This is a genomic window from Pseudomonas sp. NPDC087342 (genome assembly GCF_044744265.1).
Taxonomy (GTDB): domain Bacteria; phylum Pseudomonadota; class Gammaproteobacteria; order Pseudomonadales; family Pseudomonadaceae; genus Aquipseudomonas; species Aquipseudomonas nunensis.
The window spans coordinates 248,236-267,001 of the sequence record NZ_JBIUXZ010000004.1 but is presented as its reverse complement, the minus strand read 5'-3'; the positions used below and the strand labels follow the sequence as shown (position 1 = coordinate 267,001).

Here is an 18,766-nt window from a genome sequence, read left to right as displayed (position 1 = left end):
GAAGGCCAAAACTACCGACACAGTACAAATAGGACAAACACTCAAAATCCCAGCATATTGGCCAAGCTACAGGCAAAATCCCCTGAGCTGAATTGTCCCTTTGACTGCCATCACGGGATTGCCAATACTCATGGCAACTTGATGCTACCCGCACGGAACAAGGAATAACCCTTTGAAGCTGGAACTCAAGAACAGCTTGTCGGTGAAGTTGCTCCGGGTCGTGCTCCTGTCGGCATTGATCGTCGGCGTGGTCTTGAGCTGCGCGCAGATCGTTTTCGATGCCTATAAAACACGCCAGGCCGTGGCCGGTGATGCCCAACGCATCCTCGACATGTTCCGCGACCCCTCGACCCAGGCCGTCTACAGCCTGGACCGGGAGATGGGCATGCAGGTGATCGAAGGCCTGTTCCAGGACGATGCCGTGCGCCAGGCCTCCATTGGCCACCCCAATGAAGCCATGCTCGCGCAAAAATCCCGCGAGCTGCAGCATTCCAACAGCCGCTGGCTGACCGACCTGATCCTTGGCCAGGAACGCACTTTCACCACCCAACTGGTGGGTCGCGGGCCCTACAGCGAGTATTACGGCGACCTGAGCATCACCCTCGACACCGCCACTTATGGCCAGGGTTTCATCGTCAGCTCGGTGATCATCTTTATTTCCGGGGTGCTGCGCGCCCTCGCCATGGGCCTGGTGCTGTACCTGGTTTACCACTGGCTGCTGACCAAGCCGCTGTCGCGGATCATCGAGCACCTGACCGAAATCAACCCCGACCGCCCCAGCGAACACAAGATTCCGCAGCTCAAGGGCCACGAAAAGAACGAGCTGGGGATCTGGATCAACACCGCCAACCAGTTGCTCGAGTCCATCGAGCGCAACACGCATCTGCGCCACGAAGCGGAAAACAGCCTGCTGCGCATGGCCCAGTACGACTTCCTCACCGGCCTGCCGAACCGCCAGCAATTGCAGCAGCAACTGGACAAGATCCTGGTGGACGCCGGCAAACTGCAGCGCCGGGTCGCGGTGCTGGTCGTGGGTCTCGACGACTTCAAGGGCATCAACGAACAATTCAGCTACCAGACCGGCGACCAACTGCTGCTGGCCCTGGCCGATCGCTTGCGGGCCCACAGCGGTCGCCTCGGCGCCCTCGCCCGTCTCGGTGGCGACCAGTTTGCGCTAGTCCAGGCCGACATCGAACAACCCTACGAAGCGGCTGAACTGGCCCAAAGCATTCTCGATGACCTGGAAGCGGCGTTTGCCCTCGATCATCAGGAAATCCGCCTGCGCGCCACCATCGGCATCACCCTGTTCCCCGAGGACGGCGACAGCACCGAGAAGTTGCTGCAAAAAGCCGAGCAGACCATGACCCTGGCCAAGACTCGCTCGCGCAACCGCTATCAGTTCTATATCGCCAGCGTCGACAGCGAGATGCGCCGGCGTCGCGAACTGGAAAAAGACCTGCGCGACGCACTGATCCGCGACCAGTTCTACCTCGTCTACCAACCACAGATCAGCTACCGCGATCACCGGGTGGTCGGCGTCGAGGCGTTGATTCGCTGGCAGCATCCCGAACACGGATTGGTGCCGCCGGACCTGTTCATCCCGCTGGCCGAGCAGAACGGCACCATCATTGCCATCGGCGAGTGGGTGCTGGATCAGGCCTGCAAGCAATTGCGCGACTGGCATGACCAGGGTTTTGCCGACCTGCGCATGGCGGTGAACCTGTCGACCGTGCAGCTGCACCACGCCGAGTTGCCACGAGTGGTCAACAACCTGTTGCAGATCTATCGCCTGCCGCCGCGCAGCCTGGAGCTGGAAGTCACCGAAACCGGCCTGATGGAAGACATCAGCACCGCCGCCCAGCATTTGCTGAGCCTGCGTCGCTCCGGCGCGCTGATCGCCATCGACGACTTCGGCACCGGTTATTCGTCGCTGAGTTATCTGAAAAGTCTGCCGCTGGACAAGATCAAGATCGACAAGAGCTTCGTTCAGGACCTGCTCGATGACGACGACGATGCAACCATCGTTCGCGCGATCATCCAGTTGGGCAAGAGCCTGGGCATGCAGGTAATTGCCGAAGGCGTGGAAACCGCCGAGCAAGAGGCCTACATCATTTCCGAAGGCTGCCACGAAGGTCAGGGTTACCACTACAGCAAACCGCTGCCGGCGCGGGAGTTGAGCGCTTATCTAAAGCAGGCCCAGCGCAGTAACGCCGCCATCCTCTAACGGCCCTATGTAGCAGCTGGCGAAGCCTGCGTTCGGCGGCGAAGCCGTCGTAAATTTAGGCGCTGCGGTCTGCCTGATACACCGAGGCGCCTGATTTTACGACGGCTTCGCCGCCGAACGCAGGCTGCGCCAGCTGCTACAGGGCTGCGATCTTTTGATCTACAACACTTCCATCCGCTAAATACGAAATATTTCCAAGCACAACCCTTTACACATAATGCGAAAGATTTGCATTATGTCGCAGTTTTGCGCGCCCCCGGCGCCATTCCACCCCCTATCGAAGCAGGATGTTCGCCATGATTCGTATGCCTCTGGCTACCGCCAGTCTGTTGGCCATCGCTATTTCCCTCGCCGGTTGCGGTGAAGGCAAAGACAAGACCGCCGCTGCGCCAACGCCTGCGCCGGCCGCCAGCACCACCGCTGCGGCCCCGGTTGCTGCGCCAGCCGCCGCCGGTAAAGTCGACGAAGCCGCCGCCAAAGCCGTGGTCGCGCATTACGCCGACATGGTCTTCGCCGTTTACAGCGATGCCGAATCTACCGCGAAAACCCTGCAAACCGCCGTCGACGCCTTCCTCGCCAAGCCGAACGCCGACACCCTGAAAGCCGCCAAGGCTGCCTGGGTCGCTGCTCGCGTTCCTTACCTGCAGAGCGAAGTGTTCCGCTTCGGCAACACCATCATCGACGACTGGGAAGGTCAGGTGAACGCCTGGCCACTGGACGAAGGCCTGATCGACTACGTCGACAAATCCTACGAACACGCACTGGGTAACCCGGGCGCTACCGCCAACATCATCGCCAACACTGAAGTTCAGGTCGGCGAAGACAAGGTCGACGTCAAAGACATCACCCCGGAAAAACTCGCCAGCCTGAACGAGCTGGGTGGTGCTGAAGCCAACGTCGCTACCGGCTACCACGCCATCGAATTCCTGCTGTGGGGCCAGGACCTGAACGGCACCGGCCCAGGCGCCGGCAACCGTCCTGCTTCCGACTACCTGGAAGGCAAAGGCGCAACCGGCGGTCACAACGATCGTCGCCGTGCCTACCTGAAGTCCGTGACCCAACTGCTGGTCAGCGACCTGGAAGAAATGGTCGGTAACTGGAAGCCGAACGTGGCCGACAACTACCGCGCCACCCTGGAAACCGAGCCAGCCGAAACCGGCCTGCGCAAAATGCTGTTCGGCATGGGCAGCCTATCCCTGGGCGAACTGGCGGGCGAGCGCATGAAGGTTTCCCTTGAAGCCAACTCCCCGGAAGACGAACAGGATTGCTTCAGCGACAACACCCACAACTCGCACTTCTACGATGCCAAAGGCGTGCGTAACGTGTACTTGGGCGAATACACCCGCGTCGACGGCACCAAAATGACCGGCGCGAGCCTGTCGTCCCTGGTGGCCAAGGCCGACCCGGCTGCCGACACCGCCCTGAAAGCTGATCTGGCCGCCACCGAAGCCAAGATCCAGGTCATGGTCGATCACGCCAACAAGGGTGAGCATTACGACCAACTGATCGCCGCCGGTAACACCGCGGGCAACCAGATCGTACGTGACGCCATCGCGTCGCTGGTCAAGCAGACCGGTTCGATCGAACAAGCCGCTGGCAAACTGGGCATCAGCGACCTGAACCCGGACAACGCTGATCACGAATTCTGATCAACGCTGGCTGAGTGACAAAAAAGGCGACCTTCGGGTCGCCTTTTTCATACCCGCCCCCCCTGTAGGAGCGAGGCTTGCCCGCGAAGACGGCCTCACATTCAACATTGTTGCTGACTGACCCACCGCCTTCGCGAGCAAGCTTCGCTCCTACAGGGGATTGATGGCGACCACAAAATCGGATGTCACACTGGAAAAATGTGGGAGCGAGCTTGCTCGCGATAGCGGTCGCACATTCAACATCAATGTCGACTGTGATGACCCCATCGCGAGCAAGCTCGCTCCCACATTGGATTGCATTCCCACAGGTGAATTGTGATGGGCAGGGAAATCATGTCCCACATCAACCAAACGATAATTCCTCTTATTCAATTTCCCCCGCCCTGTTAGACTTTGCGCCCTTGTTTTGCTCGTCTTTCAGGAAACCTGATGCTGTCGTTGCCTCTTCGTTGGTGCACCCTGTTCATGGCCCTGGGCCTGAGTGCCTGCGATGACGCCCCGCGTTTTACCCAGGCCGAACCCGGTGAAGCGCGGTCCGGTGGCAGCGCGACGGTGCGCAAGACCGACCAGAACGCGTTTTCCCTGCCCTCGGCCAATCTGCCGCCGTCACGGCGGGTGGATTTCAGCGTCGGCAACAGCTTTTTCCGCAGCCCCTGGGTAATCGCCCCGTCGACCACCACCGCCCGGGATGGCCTCGGCCCGTTGTTCAACACCAATGCCTGCCAGAACTGCCACATCAAGGACGGTCGCGGTCATCCGCCGACGCCGGACGCCAATAACGCGGTGTCGATGCTGGTGCGCCTGTCGATTCCCGATGCGCCGGTCTACGCCAAAGTCATCGAGCATTTGGGGGTGGTGCCCGAGCCGGTCTACGGCGGTCAGTTGCAGGACATGTCGGTGCCCGGCGTCGCGCCGGAAGGCAAGGTCCGGGTCGACTACACGCCGGTGCCGATTCGTTTCAAGGACGGCACCGAAGTCGAGTTGCGTAAACCGACCTTGCAGATCACGCAACTGGGCTACGGCCCGATGCACCCCGATACCCGTTTCTCGGCACGGGTTGCACCGCCGATGATCGGCCTCGGCCTGCTCGAAGCGATCCCCGACGAAGCGATCCTGGCCAACGCCGAAGCCCAGGCCAAAGAAAAGAACGGCATCGCCGGACGCCCGAACAAGGTCTGGGATGACGCCCAGCAAAAAACCGTCCTCGGCCGCTTCGGCTGGAAGGCCGGGCAGCCCAACCTCAATCAACAGAATGTTCACGCGTTCTCGGGTGACATGGGCCTGAGCACCAGCCTGCGGCCCTTCGATGACTGCACCGACGCGCAAACCGCCTGCAAACAGGCGCCCAATGGCAATGGCCCGAACGGCGAGCCGGAAGTCAGCGACAACATTCTGCGACTGGTGCTGTTTTACAGCCGTAACCTCGCCGTCCCGGCCCGCCGCGATGTCGGCACGCCGCAAGTGTTGGCGGGCAAGAATCTGTTTTTCCAGGCAGGATGCCAGTCCTGTCACACGCCGAAATACACCACCGCCGCCAACGCTGCCGAACCTGAACTGGCCAATCAAGTGATTCGCCCCTACAGCGATCTGCTGCTGCATGACATGGGCGACGGCCTTGCCGACAACCGCACGGAATTCCAGGCCAGCGGCCGCGACTGGCGCACTCCGCCGTTGTGGGGCATCGGCCTGACGCAAGCGGTCAGTGGCCACACCCAGTTTTTGCATGATGGCCGCGCCCGCAACCTGCTTGAAGCCGTGCTCTGGCATGGCGGCGAAGCGAGCGCGGCGCAGCAACAGGTTTTGTCTTTCAATGCCGAGCAGCGCAGTGAGTTGCTGGCGTTTTTGAATTCTCTCTAAGCACTTAAAAGAATCGGGAGCCCGACATGTTCCGTCCCAAATTGTTGTTCACCAGCCTTGCAGCGCTCGCCCTCGGCGCCTGTTCACCGCAGGATCCGCAAGCCGTCACCTCAGCGGCCATCGCCAAGCAAGTAATCCTGCCGACCTACAGCCGCTGGGTCGAAGCCGACCGCCAACTGGCTGTCAGCGCCCTCGCCTACTGCCAAGGCAAAGAAGACCTGGACACCGCCCGCGCCGATTTCCTGCACGCGCAGAAAGCCTGGGCCGAGCTGCAACCGTTGCTGATCGGGCCGCTGGCCGAGGGCAACCGTGCATGGCAAGTGCAGTTCTGGCCGGACAAGAAAAACCTGGTCGGCCGTCAAGTCGAGCAACTGGTCACCGCCCAGCCGCAGATCGATGCCGCGGCCCTGGCCAAATCGAGCGTGGTGGTTCAGGGCCTGTCGGCCTACGAATACATCCTGTTCGACAGCAAGATCGACATGGCCGATGCCACGCAGAAAGCCAAGTACTGCCCGCTGCTGACCGCCATTGGCGAACGTCAGAAGCAACTGGCCGAAGAGATCCTGTCACGCTGGAACACCAACGACGGCATGCTCGCGCAGATGAGCAAATTCCCGAACCAACGCTACGCCGATTCCCACGAAGCGATCGCCGATCTGCTGCGGGTTCAGGTAACGGCGCTGGACACCCTGAAGAAAAAACTCGGCACGCCGATGGGTCGCCAGACCAAAGGTATTCCACAGCCGTTCCAGGCTGATGCGTGGCGCAGCCAGTCGTCGCTGCAAGGTTTGGAAGCCAGCCTGGCTGCGGCGAAAACCGTCTGGGTCGGGGTCGACAACAAAGGCCTGCGCGGTCTGTTGCCGAGCGAGCAGAAACCGTTGGCCGACAAGATCGACGCTGCCTACGCTGCCTCGCTCAAGCTGTTCGCCAGCAACCAGCGCTCGCTCACCGAAATGCTCAACGACGATGCCGGTCGCCAGCAACTCAACGATATCTACGACAGCCTCAACGTCGTCCATCGCCTGCACGAAGGCGAACTGGCCAAGGCGCTGGGCATCCAACTGGGCTTCAACGCCAACGACGGTGACTGATGAGGGCGAGTGCCATGCTGCGACGTCAGGCTCTGACTTTAGGTAGTTTGCTGCTGGGAGCAGTGACACTGGGCGGCTGGACGCTGTTCAAGCGCAAGGATCAGAGCCCGCTGCTGCTGTCGGCGCGGGACGATACTGACGGCAAGCATTACGCCGTCGGTTATCGGCTGGACGGCACCCGGGTATTCGCCACCCAGGTCGGCCAGCGTTGCCACGACATCATCAATCACCCGACGCTGGCGATTGCGCTGTTTGTCGCGCGGCGTCCGGGCACCGAAAGTTACCTGATCGACCTGCGCGACGGCACGCTGCTGCAAACCGTGACGTCGCAGCCGAACCGGCATTTCTATGGGCACGCGGTGATTCACAAGGATGGCGAGTTCTTGTACGCCACCGAAAACGACACCAGCGATCCGGGTCGCGGCTTGCTGGGTGTGTATAAGTTCGAAGGTGAACGACTTATCCACAGCGGCGAGATTCCTACACACGGCGTCGGCCCGCATCAGGTGTCGTGGATGCCCGACGGCGAAACCCTGGTGGTGGCCAACGGCGGGATTCGCACCGAGGCCGAAAGCCGGGTCGAGATGAACCTTAACGCCATGGAGCCGAGCCTGGTGCTGATGCAGCGCGACGGCACCTTGTTGAGCAAGGAAACCCTCGCTCAACAGATGAACAGCGTGCGTCACCTGGGGGTTGCCAGCGACGGCACGATCCTCGCCAGCCAGCAGTTCATGGGGCCGTCCCATGAGTCGTCGGAGTTGCTGGCGATCAAGCGCCCGGGCCAGCCGTTCGTGGCGTTCCCGGTGCCGGAGCATCAGTTGCAGGCCATGGGGCATTACACCGCCAGCGTCGCAGTGCACAGCGAACTGCGGCTGGTCGCGTTGACCGCGCCACGGGGTAATCGCTTTTTCATCTGGGACCTGGACAGCGGCGAAGTGCGCCTGGATGCGCCGTTGCCGGACTGCGCCGGAGTCGGTGCGGTGGCGGACGGGTTCGTCGTGACCTCGGGCCAGGGCCGTTGCCGGTACTACGATTGCCGTCAGACAGATCTGGTTGCAAAACCGCTGGAGCTGCCGGCGGGGCTTTGGGATAACCACCTGCACCTGATCTGATTCCCCCCTAAGTGTTGGACTCAACCTGTGGCGAGGGGGCTTGCCCCCGTTGGGCCGCGAAGCGTCCCCAAAACCTGCGATTGCGGTGTCACAGGCACACCGCGTGCAATGGTTTGACGACTGCTTCGCAGCCGAACGGGGGCAAGCCCCCTCGCCACAGGTTTTGTGTACGCCGTATTACTATCTGTAATAAGTGCCAGTTGGATTCCCCTTCCCACTCGGAGTAATGTTCCCGCCTGTCTCGCCTGATTTTCTCCAAGGAAGTGGAAATATGCTGCGTCGCCGCATGCTGATCATGTTGGGTGTTGTGTTGCTGATCGTGTTGGCCCTGGGCGGTTACAAGGCCTTTTCGATTTACACGATGATCCAGGGTTTTTCCAAGCCGAAACCGCCCATCAGCGTCGCCGTGGCCACGGCTTCCGAACAGCCGTGGCAAATGCGCTTGCCCACCGTTGGCACGCTCAAGGCGCTGCAAGGGGTGAACCTGAGCCTGGAGATTTCGGGCACGGTCAAGGACCTGATGTTCGAGTCGGGGCAGAAGGTCAAGGCCGGGCAACCGCTACTGCAACTGGACAGCGCCGTCGAAAGCGCCCTGCTCGAAACCGCCCAGGCTGACCTCGGTCTGGCGCAGCTGGATTTCGGTCGCGGCAGTCAATTGGTCGACAGCCGGGCGATCTCCAAAGGCGAGTACGACCGGCTCTCGGCGCAACTGCAAAAGAACAAGGCGACGGTCAATCAGCTCAAGGCGTCCCTGGCGAAGAAACGCATCCTCGCCCCCTTCAGCGGCACCATCGGCATTCGTCAGGTGGACGTCGGTGACTACCTCGCCAGCGGCACGATGATCGCCACCCTGCAAGACCTCAGCAGCCTCTATGTCGACTTCTTCCTGCCCGAGCAATCGGTGCCGAAGATCGCTCTCGGCCAACCCGTGCAGGTCATCGTCTCGGCCTACCCGACGCAGAACTTCCCCGGCACCATCAGCGCGATCAACCCGAAGGTCGAGAACAGCACCCGCAACATCCTGGTCCGCGCCACGCTGGCCAACCCGGATGGCAAGTTGCTGCCGGGGATGTTCGCCAGCCTGCAAGTCATGCTGCCGGACCCGCAACAGCATATCGTCGTACCGGAAAGCGCGATCACCTACACCCTCTACGGCAACTCGCTGTACGTGGTCGGGCAGAAGAAAGCCGAGGACGGCAGTGTCGAAAAAGACGACAAGGGCCAACCGATCCTGATCGCCGAGCGACGCTTCATCGAAACCGGCGAACGCCGTGATGGCCTGGTGATGATCAACAAAGGCGTGCAGAGCGGCGAACAAGTGGTCACCGCCGGCCAGATCAAACTGGACAACGGCGCCCACATTGCCATCAGCGACGACAAGACCCTGACCGATAAGAACAGTCAGCCACGTACTGACTGATCAAGGAATCCTCATGGCTTTTACCGATCCGTTCATCCGCCGCCCGGTGCTCGCCACCGTGGTCAGCCTGTTGATTGTGCTGCTGGGCTTCCAGGCCTGGAGCAAGCTGCCACTGCGCCAATACCCGCAAATGGAAAACGCCCTGATCACGGTGACCACCGCCTACCCCGGAGCCAACGCCGAAACGATCCAGGGGTACATCACCCAACCGATGCAGCAGAGTCTGGCCAGCGCCGAGGGCATCGACTACATGACCTCGGTCAGTCGCCAGAACTTCTCGGTGATTTCGATCTATGCGCGCATCGGCTCCAACAGCGACCGTTTGTTCACCGAGTTGCTGGCCAAGGCCAACGAGGTGAAGAACAAGCTGCCCCAGGACGCCGAAGACCCGGTGCTGAGCAAGGAAGCCGCCGACGCCTCGGCGCTGATGTACATCAGCTACTTCAGCAAGGAATTGAACAACCCGCAGATCACCGATTACCTGTCCCGGGTCATCCAGCCAAAACTGGCAACACTGCCCGGCATGGCCGAAGCCGAGATTCTCGGCAACCAGGTGTTTGCCATGCGCCTGTGGCTCGATCCGGTGAAACTCGCCGGTTTCGGCCTGAGTGCCAGCGATGTGACTAACGCAGTGCGCCAGTACAACTTCCTCTCCGCTGCTGGCGAAGTGAAAGGCGAGTACGTGGTCACCAGCATCAACGCCAACACCGAACTCAAATCCGCCGAGGCCTTCGCCGCGATTCCGCTCAAGGTCTCGGGCGACAGCCGCGTATTGCTCAGCGATGTGGCGCGGGTCGAGATGGGCGCCGAAAACTACAACGCCATCAGCTCGTTCGGCGGCACGCCGTCGGTGTACATCGGCATCAAGGCAACACCCGGCGCCAACCCGCTGGACGTGATCAAGGAAGTGCGCAAGATCATGCCGGAGCTGGAAGCCCAGTTGCCGCCCAACCTGAAAAGTGAAATCGCCTACGACGCCACGCTGTTTATCCAGGCCTCGATCAACGAGGTGATCAAGACCTTGTTCGAAGCCGTGCTGATCGTGATTGTCGTGGTGTTCCTGTTCCTCGGGGCCCTGCGCTCGGTGGTGATCCCGGTGGTGACCATCCCGCTGTCGATGATCGGCGTGATGTTCTTCATGCAGATGATGGGCTATTCGATCAACCTGCTGACCCTGCTGGCGATGGTGCTGGCCATCGGGCTGGTGGTGGACGATGCGATCGTGGTGGTGGAAAACATTCACCGGCACATCGAGGAAGGCAAGACACCGCTGGACGCTGCCCTTGAAGGCGCCCGGGAAATCGCCATGCCGGTGGTGTCCATGACCATCACCCTGGCGGCGGTGTATGCGCCGATTGGTTTCCTCACCGGGCTCACCGGGGCACTGTTCAAGGAGTTTGCCCTGACGCTGGCCGGGGCGGTGGTGATCTCGGGCATCGTCGCCTTGACCCTGTCGCCGATGATGTGCGCCTTTTTGCTGCGCCACGATCAAAACCCCAGTGGCCTCGCCCATCGCCTGGACCTGATCTTCGAAAGCCTCAAGCGCCGCTACCAGAGCATGCTCCACGGCACGCTCAATACCCGGCCGGTGGTGCTGGTGTTCGCAGTGATCGTGCTGTGCCTGATCCCGGTGTTTCTCAAGTTCGCCAAGTCGGAACTGGCGCCGGACGAAGACCAGGGCATCATTTTCATGATGGCCAACGCGCCGCAGCCAACCAACCTCGATTACCTGAACGCCTACACCGACGAGTTCATCCAGATCTTCAAGGAGTTTCCCGAGTACTACTCCTCGTTCCAGATTAACGGTTTCAACGGCGTGCAATCGGGTATCGGCGGTTTCCTGCTCAAACCGTGGAACGAGCGCAGCCGCACGCAAATGCAGATCCTGCCCGAGGTCCAGGCCAGGCTGGGGAACATTCCCGGTTTGCAGATCTTCGGCTTCAACCTGCCGTCCTTGCCGGGCACCGGTGAAGGCCTGCCGTTCCAGTTCATCATCAACACCGCCAACGATTACGCGTCGCTGCTGGACGTCGCGGACCGGGTGAAGAAGCGCGCACTCGAGTCCGGCAAGTTCGCCTTCGTCGATATCGACCTGGCGTTCGACAAACCGGAAGTCGTGGTGGATATCGACCGCGCCAAAGCGGCGCAGATGGGTGTGTCGATGCAGGACCTCGGCGGCACGCTGGCGACGCTGCTTGGTGAGGCGGAGATCAACCGGTTTACTATTGAAGGACGCAGCTACAAAGTCATCGCCCAGGTCGAGCGGGCTTACCGGGATAACCCCGACTGGCTGAACAACTACTACGTCAAGAACACCGCGGGCGAACTGCTGCCCCTGTCGACCCTGATCACCGTCACCGACCGGGCGCGACCACGGCAGCTGAACCAGTTCCAGCAACTCAACGCGGCGGCCGTGACCGGGTTCCCGCTGGTAAGCATGGGCGAGGCCATCGAAGTCGTGCGCCAGATCGCTCAGGAAGAAGCCCCGGCGGGTTTTGCCTTTGACTACGGTGGCACGTCGCGACAATTCGTCCAGGAAGGCAGTGCGTTGTGGGTGACATTTGCCCTGGCGCTGGCGATCATTTTCCTGGTGCTGGCGGCGCAATTCGAAAGCTTCCGCGACCCGCTGGTGATTCTGGTCACCGTGCCGCTGTCGATCTGTGGCGCGTTGATCCCGCTGTTCCTCGGTTGGTCGAGCATGAATATCTACACCCAGGTCGGGCTGGTGACGCTGATCGGGCTGATCAGCAAACACGGGATCCTGATCGTCGAGTTCGCCAACAAACTGCGCAAGGAAAAGGGTTTGACGCCCCGGGAAGCCGTGGAAGAAGCGGCGGCCATCCGCTTGCGGCCGGTGTTGATGACCACCGCAGCGATGGTGTTTGGCATGGTGCCGCTGATTCTGGCGACGGGTGCGGGTGCCGTCAGCCGGTTCGACATCGGCACGGTGATCGCCACGGGGATGTCGATCGGGACGTTGTTTACCTTGTTCGTGTTGCCGTGCATCTACACGCTACTGGCCAAGCCCGATAAACCCTGACACCACCGTTTACCCTGTGGGAGCGAGCTTGCTCGCGATAGCGGTAGATCAGCCAACATTGATACTGAATGTCATGGCCTCATCGCGAGCAAGCTCGCTCCCACATTGGTTCTCTGTTGTTGCCGAATAGGGCAAAAAAAAGACCCCGCATCTGCGAGGCCTTTTATTTTGGCTTCAATCTGTTCAACTTTGCGGCCTCAATCCTTGTGATAGTCCGAACATGAACAGCAACAAGTCATGATCAGGTTGTGTCGCCACGGTTGCTTTGGCAACCCGTGGCAACGGGCAGTGAGCGTCACCGTTCACTGCACTGAGGACTTGCGTGCGGGGCTGCTCCCAAGCCGCCACCGCCAATGAAGCAACTGCCAAGGCTCCTAGTAGAAACACACCTCGTGCAATTTCGAGTTTCATCGCTATAAACCCTTGATAGCGCTGCCAAACGCCGTCTCATAAAAATAGACCAGATTCTTCCAGTCTGTATCGCTGAACGACGAGTGGCGACGCAATTGCTTCATGTCATGGGCGGCGGCGCGCTGGGCAGTCAAACGCTGGCGGCATTTCTCCAGATCGATCAATGCTACTTCAACCGTGGCGGCCTCACCTTCGCCGGCGACCCGCACGAAAACGTGCTTGATGTAGATGCAGCTGTGCTGCCAGCGGCCCTTGTGCATGCGGGCCAGATTCTCGGCCAGTTCCTTGAGGACGCGCTCGTGAACCGCTTCGCCGTGACGCTCGCGACCGCCACCCGCGTACCAGTGTTCGATTTCTTCGAAACCGTCCAGGGACTTGGTGACCAGCAAGGCGCGCCATTTGTGTACAGGGTCGCGTTGGGCGCCGCAGAACACCATTTCCGGTACCCGCACACCCAGTGCCGTCAAACCAATCAGCGCATCACGCTCGCGCAACACCGTCGGCCGGCCGAAGGGGTGCAGCCAGCTGCGATAGATATGCCCGGTCTGACGCTTTGCATACAGCAGCTGTCCGTCGGTGCTCCTGACGCGCTGCACACCACTTTCACCACCGCGACGAACGTTGGGTTCTTCTACCCATTCACCGCGCTGATTCCAGAAATAGTCGAAGCGGTCCTGGGGAGCGACTTCCGTTTCTGCTGCATATTGCACTGCCATCCTGTTACCTCTTGCGTAATACGTAAACCCGCCACATGGCGTAGAGCGGTATGAAGTCGAGTTGTTCCTGAATACGGAAACCCGCTTGTTCGAATTCCTTTTCAACCGTAACAGCCGGTAACACAAACCGATTTTGGTAACCTTCCTGCCCGCGCTTTTTCTCGGCGCGCTTGCGTTTCCAGGCCTTGAAGTTGCCGTCCACCCACAGCGAAAGGATCACGCTGTCACGGGTGACCCGCTCGAACTCACGCAAAATTGCCAGTCGATGCTCGGCTTCACCGATGTGATGGAGCAAACGCATGCAGAAAATGCTGTCGACGGCGTTATCAGGTAAAGCAATGTCGAATGCAGAAGTGTGCAAGGGTTGTACCCGTTTCACCACTTCGGCGGGTTGGGCCTGGGTGGCGATCTTCAGCATCGACTCGGAGTTGTCGGCTCCGATGATCACGCGGTTGTGCTTTTGCGCCAGTAACGGCCAGAAACGCCCCGCGCCGCATGGCAAATCGAGGACCAACCCAGGGTCACCTGCCAAGGTCAGAGCCTTGCGGGCCAACTGTTCGTCACGCCAATGGGACAATCGACGGCCGAGACCATCCTGATGCTTGCGCAAATATTTTTGCGCATGTTGATCGTCGTACTTCTCGGAAAAATCCAGTTTGATCGGGCCTGCCATCATCAAAGTCTCCTGAATTGCTGATGACACCTACGTTAGGTAGCGCCGTGTCAGCGTCAGGTCATGACTTTGTGAAAACTTCGTTGAGTAAAACGGTGAAGTATTTCAACGTTTTACAGGGATCAGATGATAGCGCAGGGCCACCACAAAAAGATCGCAGGAATCGAAGGCTGCGATCTTTTTACCTGGTCAGACCCGAGGCTTACCCAATTCCACTTCAAAGCGGCAGCCATTGGGCTCCATGGTGGTGAGGCTGACGGTCCAGCCCTGGTTCTCGCAGATCCGCTGTACCAGCGACAGACCCAGCCCCAGACCTTCGCCGCGCTTCTCGTTACCCCGCACGAAAGGCTCGAACATCGCCTCGCGTTTTTCCTCGGGGATGCCGACGCCGGTGTCCTCGACCATAAACCCGGTGTCGGTCAGCGTCAGGCGAATGAAGCCGATTTCAGTGTAGTGCAGCGCATTGCGCAGCAAGTTGCCCATCACCGCATGCAGCAGCGTCGCGTTGTAGCGGTTGTTCGATGGAATGCCCGGTTCGAAATTCAGGGCCAGGCCCTTGTACTCGATTGGCTCGCGCCAAAGACACAGCAGCCCGTCGGCGACCTGACTGATGGTCTGCTGTGGCGACATGCTGGCGTCTTCACGCTGGGCGCGGGCGAGCATCAGGAAGGTTTGTACCAGTTCGCGCATTTCCTCACAGGCCCGGGCGATACGCTCGACCTGGGCCCGACCGCGCTGGTCGATGCCAGGGTTTTCCAGCAGCAACTCGCAGGAACTGGCCAGCACCATCAGCGGCGTGCGCAATTCATGGCTGACGTCACTGGTGAACAGGCGTTCACGGGTCAACGCCTGGCGCAAACGGCCAAGGGTGGCGTCGAAGGCCACCGCCAGTTCGCCCACTTCGTCAGCGGCATAATCCGGCGCCAATGGCGGCGCCAAACCCAATAACTGATCGCGATGCCGCACCTGTCGAGCCAGTCGCACCACGGGCGCCATGACTTTGCGTGCCAGGATCCAGCCGAGAAATACCGCCAGTGCCAGGCTCAGCACGAAGCCCACCAGCACCACGGCGAACAGCACGCGCTCACGCTCTTCGAAATCGCTCTGATCCTGCAACAGCACATAGCGCCGGCCATCGACGATTTCGACCATCGCGTGGTACGACAGGTTTTCACGAAACACTTCGTGGAAACCGGAATCCAGATGACGCAGATCCTTGGGCAGTTCGAAGTCCCCTGGCCCGCCGCTGAAATAAAACAACTGATCCGGTTCCGGGCGATGGCTCCAGTCCGTGACGCTGTCCATCAGCAGCAGGCGTTGCAAGTCACCGCCCAGGCCTGCCGAAATCAGCTTTTCTTCGACCAGGTGCACGGTCGCCACGATACCCATGGCGAAGGCCCCTGCCACCAGTGCGCTCATTAGCGCAAAGGCGATGATGATCCGTTGAGCGAGGCTCTGCTTAAACTCCATCTCGGCCCTCGGCCAAGCGATAACCCACACCGTGCACGGTTTGCAGCAAAGGTTTGGCAAAAGGCTTGTCGATCACCTGACGCAGTTGGTGAACGTGGCTGCGCAAGCTGTCGCTGTCCGGGCAATCATCGCCCCACAAGGCCTCTTCGAGGATTTCGCGGCGCAGCACATGGGGGCTTTTCTGCATCAGCACCGCCAGCAGTTTCAGGCCGACCGGGTTGAGCTTGAGCAAACGGCCTTCGCGGGTCACTTCCAGGGTATCGAGGTCGTAGCTCAAGTCGCCGACCTGCAGCGCACGCCGACCGCCGCCCTGCGCGCGACGCATCACCGCTTCGATGCGCGCAGCCAGTTCGGACAAGGCGAACGGCTTGATCAGGTAATCATCGGCGCCGGACTTGAAGCCCTGCAACCGGTCATCCAGTTGATCCCGCGCGGTCAGCATGATCACTGGCGTATCGCGGCGGGCGTCTTCGCGCAGGCGTTTGCACAGGGTGTAACCATCGATGCCGGGCAGCATGATGTCGAGCACGATCAGGTCGTAATGCTCGGTGGCCGCCAGGTGCAATCCCGACAAGCCGTCCTGCGCGCAATCCACGGTATAGCCCTTGAGCCCCAGGTAATCGGCCAGATTGGCGAGGATATCGCGGTTGTCTTCAACCAATAAAATTCGCATGGGCACTCCTCCGTACACAGTAACGGCCATCTTCGGCTCGCGCAGCTTACGGCCAAGCTGAGCGCACGGCTAGGCCCGAAGACTGCATCCATCCATTCGTTCAACCAATTGACCGTGTTAACAAGTTTTTCACTATCGGTTCACAACCTGACGACAGTGGCCCGGCGAAAATCCCGAAGCCAATGGACTTCTTCAATACAACTCGCGCCATTACCTATTACCAAATACCAAACCGTCAGTTATGGCTTCAAGCAACAGCTGCTTGGCTGGAAAGCGCCCAAGGAGGGCACGCCCCAGGTCAGCGTACGTTAACCGAATGGCCCCGGGCTGATGCCCCGGGGCTTTTTCCCATGCTCAGGATCCACCATGTCATCAACCGCTGTTCGCCCCGTCTCCCGGCCACTCAATTTCTGGGTATGCCTCGGGGTTCCCGCCATTGCGGCGATCGTTCTGGTGCTGCTCGAACTGACCGACCTGGACATGGACCTGGCCAGGTATTTTTATGACCCGGCGGCCGGTGACTTCATCGGCCGGCACAGTTACTTCCTGGAAAACATCCTGCACGACAAGGCCAAGCAAGTGGTCATCGCGTTCTCGGTGTTTGCGGTGATCGGGTTTATCTGTTCGTTTTTCGTCGAGAAACTCAAGCCGTTCAAACGGGAGCTGGGTTGCCTGGTGCTGTCCTTGGGCCTGGCGACTTCTTTTGTTACCCCGGTGAAAGTGGTGACGGCGGTGCAATGCCCGTGGAGCCTGGAACAGTTCGGCGGCCACGAAACCTACAGTGAACTGCTGAGCCCGCGTCCGCACACCGACAAACCTGGTCGTTGCTGGCCGGGTGGGCATGCGGCGACGGGTTTCACGTTGTTTGCGCTGTTCTTCGTGCTGCGTGATCGTCGCCCTCGGCTGGCGCGCAAGGCGTTTATCTTCGCTGCGGCGCTCGGCACGGTGTTCTCGATCAGCCGGATGATGCAGGGCGCGCACTTCTTCTCGCACAATGTGTGGACGGCGATTTTCTGCTGGCTGATTTGCCTGGGGTCGTATTACTACATCCTGTATCGACCGGCATCCAAGGTTGAGCGGGTTGGCAAGGCAGAACCTGTCAGCGTCTGAGCTGACGTCTTCGCGGGCAAGCCTCGCTCCTACAGGTTCAGCGCGACCCCCTGTAGGAGCGAGGCTTGCCCGCGAAGAGGCCATCAAAAACAACACACCTTTTGACTGACAATAAAAAACCCCGCCTGCTTTCGCAGGCGGGGTTTTTTAATACAGGGGTAAGGCTGGCTTACATCATGCCGCCCATGCCACCCATACCGCCCATGTCTGGCATACCGCCGCCAGCCGAGCCTTCTTCCTTGATCTCGGCGATCATGGCTTCGGTCGTGATCATCAGGCTGGCGATGGAAGCCGCTGCCTGCAGAGCCGAACGAGTCACTTTAGCCGGGTCCAGGATACCCATTTCGATCATGTCGCCGTATTCGCCGGTAGCAGCGTTGTAACCGTAGTTACCCGAACCCTGCTTGACCTTGTCGACAACTACGCTTGGCTCGTCGCCGGAGTTGGCAACGATCTGGCGCAGTGGCGCTTCAACAGCGCGACGCAGCAACTGGATACCAACGTCTTGATCGGCGTTGTCGCCTTTCAGTTCGGAGATAGCCTGCAGAGCGCGAACCAGTGCCACGCCGCCGCCAGGTACCACGCCTTCTTCAACGGCTGCACGGGTAGCGTGCAGGGCGTCTTCAACGCGGGCTTTCTTCTCTTTCATTTCAACTTCGGAACCAGCGCCAACCTTGATCACTGCAACGCCGCCGGAAAGCTTGGCCAGACGCTCTTGCAGTTTTTCACGGTCGTAGTCGGACGAAGTGTCAGCCACTTGCTGACGGATTTGCAGAACGCGAGCCTGGATATCAGCTTCAACGCCGGCGCCGTCGATCACGGTGGTGTTTTCTTTGGACAGGATCACGCGCTTGGCATTACCCAGGTGTTCCAGGGTAGTGCTTTCCAGGCTCAGACCGATCTCTTCGGAGATAACGGTACCGCCAGTCAGGACGGCGATGTCCTGCAGCATGGCCTTGCGACGGTCGCCGAAGCCTGGAGCCTTGACGGCTGCGACTTTAACGATGCCACGCATGTTGTTCACAACCAGAGTCGCCAGGGCTTCGCCTTCAACGTCTTCGGCCACGATCAGCAGTGGACGGCCGGCTTTGGCAACGGCTTCCAGTACTGGCAACATTTCGCGGATGTTCGAGATCTTTTTGTCGACCAGCAGGATCAGCGGACCGTCGAGCTCGGCAGTCATGGTCTCTGGCTTGTTGACGAAGTACGGGGACAGGTAGCCACGGTCGAACTGCATGCCTTCAACAACCGACAGTTCGTTTTCCAGGCCCGAGCCATCTTCAACGGAGATCACTCCTACTTTACCGACTATTTCCATGG

General features: G+C 60.1%; 14 protein-coding genes. 8 read left to right on the top strand and 6 right to left on the bottom strand.

Annotated elements, in window-relative coordinates:
* Window positions 1-172 precede the first annotated feature (172 nt).
* The 7 genes from ACIOYV_RS13605 (at window position 173) to ACIOYV_RS13575 (ending at window position 12,393) form a co-directional block, all read left to right on the top strand.
* On the top strand, window positions 173-2,224 hold the full coding sequence (locus tag ACIOYV_RS13605; protein WP_054045139.1) for a bifunctional diguanylate cyclase/phosphodiesterase: 2,052 nt from the start codon (window positions 173-175) through the stop codon (window positions 2,222-2,224).
* A gap of 296 nt (window positions 2,225-2,520) precedes the next feature.
* Entirely contained in the window at window positions 2,521-3,873 is a 1,353-nt protein-coding gene (locus ACIOYV_RS13600) for an imelysin family protein (RefSeq protein WP_401324307.1), read from the top strand.
* A gap of 429 nt (window positions 3,874-4,302) precedes the next feature.
* Window positions 4,303-5,730: a di-heme oxidoredictase family protein gene (locus ACIOYV_RS13595; RefSeq protein WP_401324305.1), complete on the top strand. Its 1,428-nt coding sequence runs from the start codon at window positions 4,303-4,305 to the stop codon at window positions 5,728-5,730.
* A 26-nt stretch (window positions 5,731-5,756) separates the two neighbouring features.
* Window positions 5,757-6,821: an imelysin family protein gene (locus ACIOYV_RS13590; RefSeq protein WP_054045144.1), complete on the top strand. Its 1,065-nt coding sequence runs from the start codon at window positions 5,757-5,759 to the stop codon at window positions 6,819-6,821.
* Between the two features lie 14 nt (window positions 6,822-6,835).
* Window positions 6,836-7,933: a DUF1513 domain-containing protein gene (locus ACIOYV_RS13585; protein ID WP_401324303.1), complete on the top strand. Its 1,098-nt coding sequence runs from the start codon at window positions 6,836-6,838 to the stop codon at window positions 7,931-7,933.
* Between the two features lie 271 nt (window positions 7,934-8,204).
* Entirely contained in the window at window positions 8,205-9,353 is a 1,149-nt protein-coding gene (locus ACIOYV_RS13580; RefSeq protein ID WP_401324301.1) for an efflux RND transporter periplasmic adaptor subunit, read from the top strand.
* Window positions 9,354-9,366: 13 nt separating this feature from the next.
* Window positions 9,367-12,393, top strand: coding sequence for a multidrug efflux RND transporter permease subunit (locus ACIOYV_RS13575; RefSeq protein WP_290023466.1), 3,027 nt, complete (start codon window positions 9,367-9,369; stop codon window positions 12,391-12,393).
* 183 nt (window positions 12,394-12,576) lie between these two features.
* On the opposite strand, the gene ACIOYV_RS13570 is transcribed toward ACIOYV_RS13575, so the two are convergent.
* From ACIOYV_RS13570 to colR, 5 genes are all read right to left on the bottom strand, one after another.
* Complete coding sequence (locus ACIOYV_RS13570) at window positions 12,577-12,804, bottom strand: hypothetical protein (RefSeq protein ID WP_082356595.1); 228 nt, start codon at window positions 12,802-12,804, stop codon at window positions 12,577-12,579.
* Window positions 12,805-12,806: 2 nt separating this feature from the next.
* Entirely contained in the window at window positions 12,807-13,520 is a 714-nt protein-coding gene (locus tag ACIOYV_RS13565) for a lipopolysaccharide kinase InaA family protein (protein ID WP_054613682.1), read from the bottom strand.
* A 4-nt stretch (window positions 13,521-13,524) separates the two neighbouring features.
* Window positions 13,525-14,193, bottom strand: a complete 669-nt coding sequence (locus tag ACIOYV_RS13560; RefSeq protein ID WP_401324398.1) for a class I SAM-dependent methyltransferase — start codon at window positions 14,191-14,193, stop codon at window positions 13,525-13,527.
* Between the two features lie 189 nt (window positions 14,194-14,382).
* Window positions 14,383-15,663: a HAMP domain-containing sensor histidine kinase gene (locus tag ACIOYV_RS13555; protein WP_163912435.1), complete on the bottom strand. Its 1,281-nt coding sequence runs from the start codon at window positions 15,661-15,663 to the stop codon at window positions 14,383-14,385.
* Window positions 15,653-16,336 carry a two-component system response regulator ColR gene (gene colR / locus ACIOYV_RS13550; RefSeq protein ID WP_054045155.1) on the bottom strand — a complete coding sequence of 228 codons (684 nt, stop codon included), beginning with the start codon at window positions 16,334-16,336 and terminating at the stop codon, window positions 15,653-15,655. Before colR ends, ACIOYV_RS13555 begins: the two co-directional genes overlap by 11 nt.
* A gap of 366 nt (window positions 16,337-16,702) precedes the next feature.
* On the opposite strand from colR, the gene ACIOYV_RS13545 reads away from it, so the two are divergent.
* Window positions 16,703-17,446 (top strand): phosphatase PAP2 family protein, encoded by a 744-nt coding sequence (locus ACIOYV_RS13545; RefSeq protein ID WP_054045161.1) that lies wholly within the window; start codon window positions 16,703-16,705, stop codon window positions 17,444-17,446.
* Between the two features lie 169 nt (window positions 17,447-17,615).
* On the opposite strand, the gene groEL is transcribed toward ACIOYV_RS13545, so the two are convergent.
* On the bottom strand, window positions 17,616-18,766 hold a 1,151-nt coding region (groEL, locus tag ACIOYV_RS13540; RefSeq protein WP_401324298.1), incomplete at its 5' end, for a chaperonin GroEL.

Coding starts and splice junctions, on each gene's coding strand:
- ACIOYV_RS13600 (WP_401324307.1), top strand. CDS start 2,521: ATGATTCGTATGCCTCTGGCTACCGCCAGTCTGTTGGCCATCGCTATT.
- ACIOYV_RS13595 (WP_401324305.1), top strand. CDS start 4,303: ATGCTGTCGTTGCCTCTTCGTTGGTGCACCCTGTTCATGGCCCTGGGC.
- ACIOYV_RS13590 (WP_054045144.1), top strand. CDS start 5,757: ATGTTCCGTCCCAAATTGTTGTTCACCAGCCTTGCAGCGCTCGCCCTC.
- ACIOYV_RS13585 (WP_401324303.1), top strand. CDS start 6,836: ATGCTGCGACGTCAGGCTCTGACTTTAGGTAGTTTGCTGCTGGGAGCA.
- ACIOYV_RS13580 (WP_401324301.1), top strand. CDS start 8,205: ATGCTGCGTCGCCGCATGCTGATCATGTTGGGTGTTGTGTTGCTGATC.
- ACIOYV_RS13575 (WP_290023466.1), top strand. CDS start 9,367: ATGGCTTTTACCGATCCGTTCATCCGCCGCCCGGTGCTCGCCACCGTG.
- ACIOYV_RS13570 (WP_082356595.1), bottom strand. CDS start 12,804: ATGAAACTCGAAATTGCACGAGGTGTGTTTCTACTAGGAGCCTTGGCA.
- ACIOYV_RS13565 (WP_054613682.1), bottom strand. CDS start 13,520: ATGGCAGTGCAATATGCAGCAGAAACGGAAGTCGCTCCCCAGGACCGC.
- ACIOYV_RS13560 (WP_401324398.1), bottom strand. CDS start 14,193: ATGGCAGGCCCGATCAAACTGGATTTTTCCGAGAAGTACGACGATCAA.
- ACIOYV_RS13555 (WP_163912435.1), bottom strand. CDS start 15,663: ATGGAGTTTAAGCAGAGCCTCGCTCAACGGATCATCATCGCCTTTGCG.
- colR (WP_054045155.1), bottom strand. CDS start 16,336: ATGCGAATTTTATTGGTTGAAGACAACCGCGATATCCTCGCCAATCTG.
- ACIOYV_RS13545 (WP_054045161.1), top strand. CDS start 16,703: ATGTCATCAACCGCTGTTCGCCCCGTCTCCCGGCCACTCAATTTCTGG.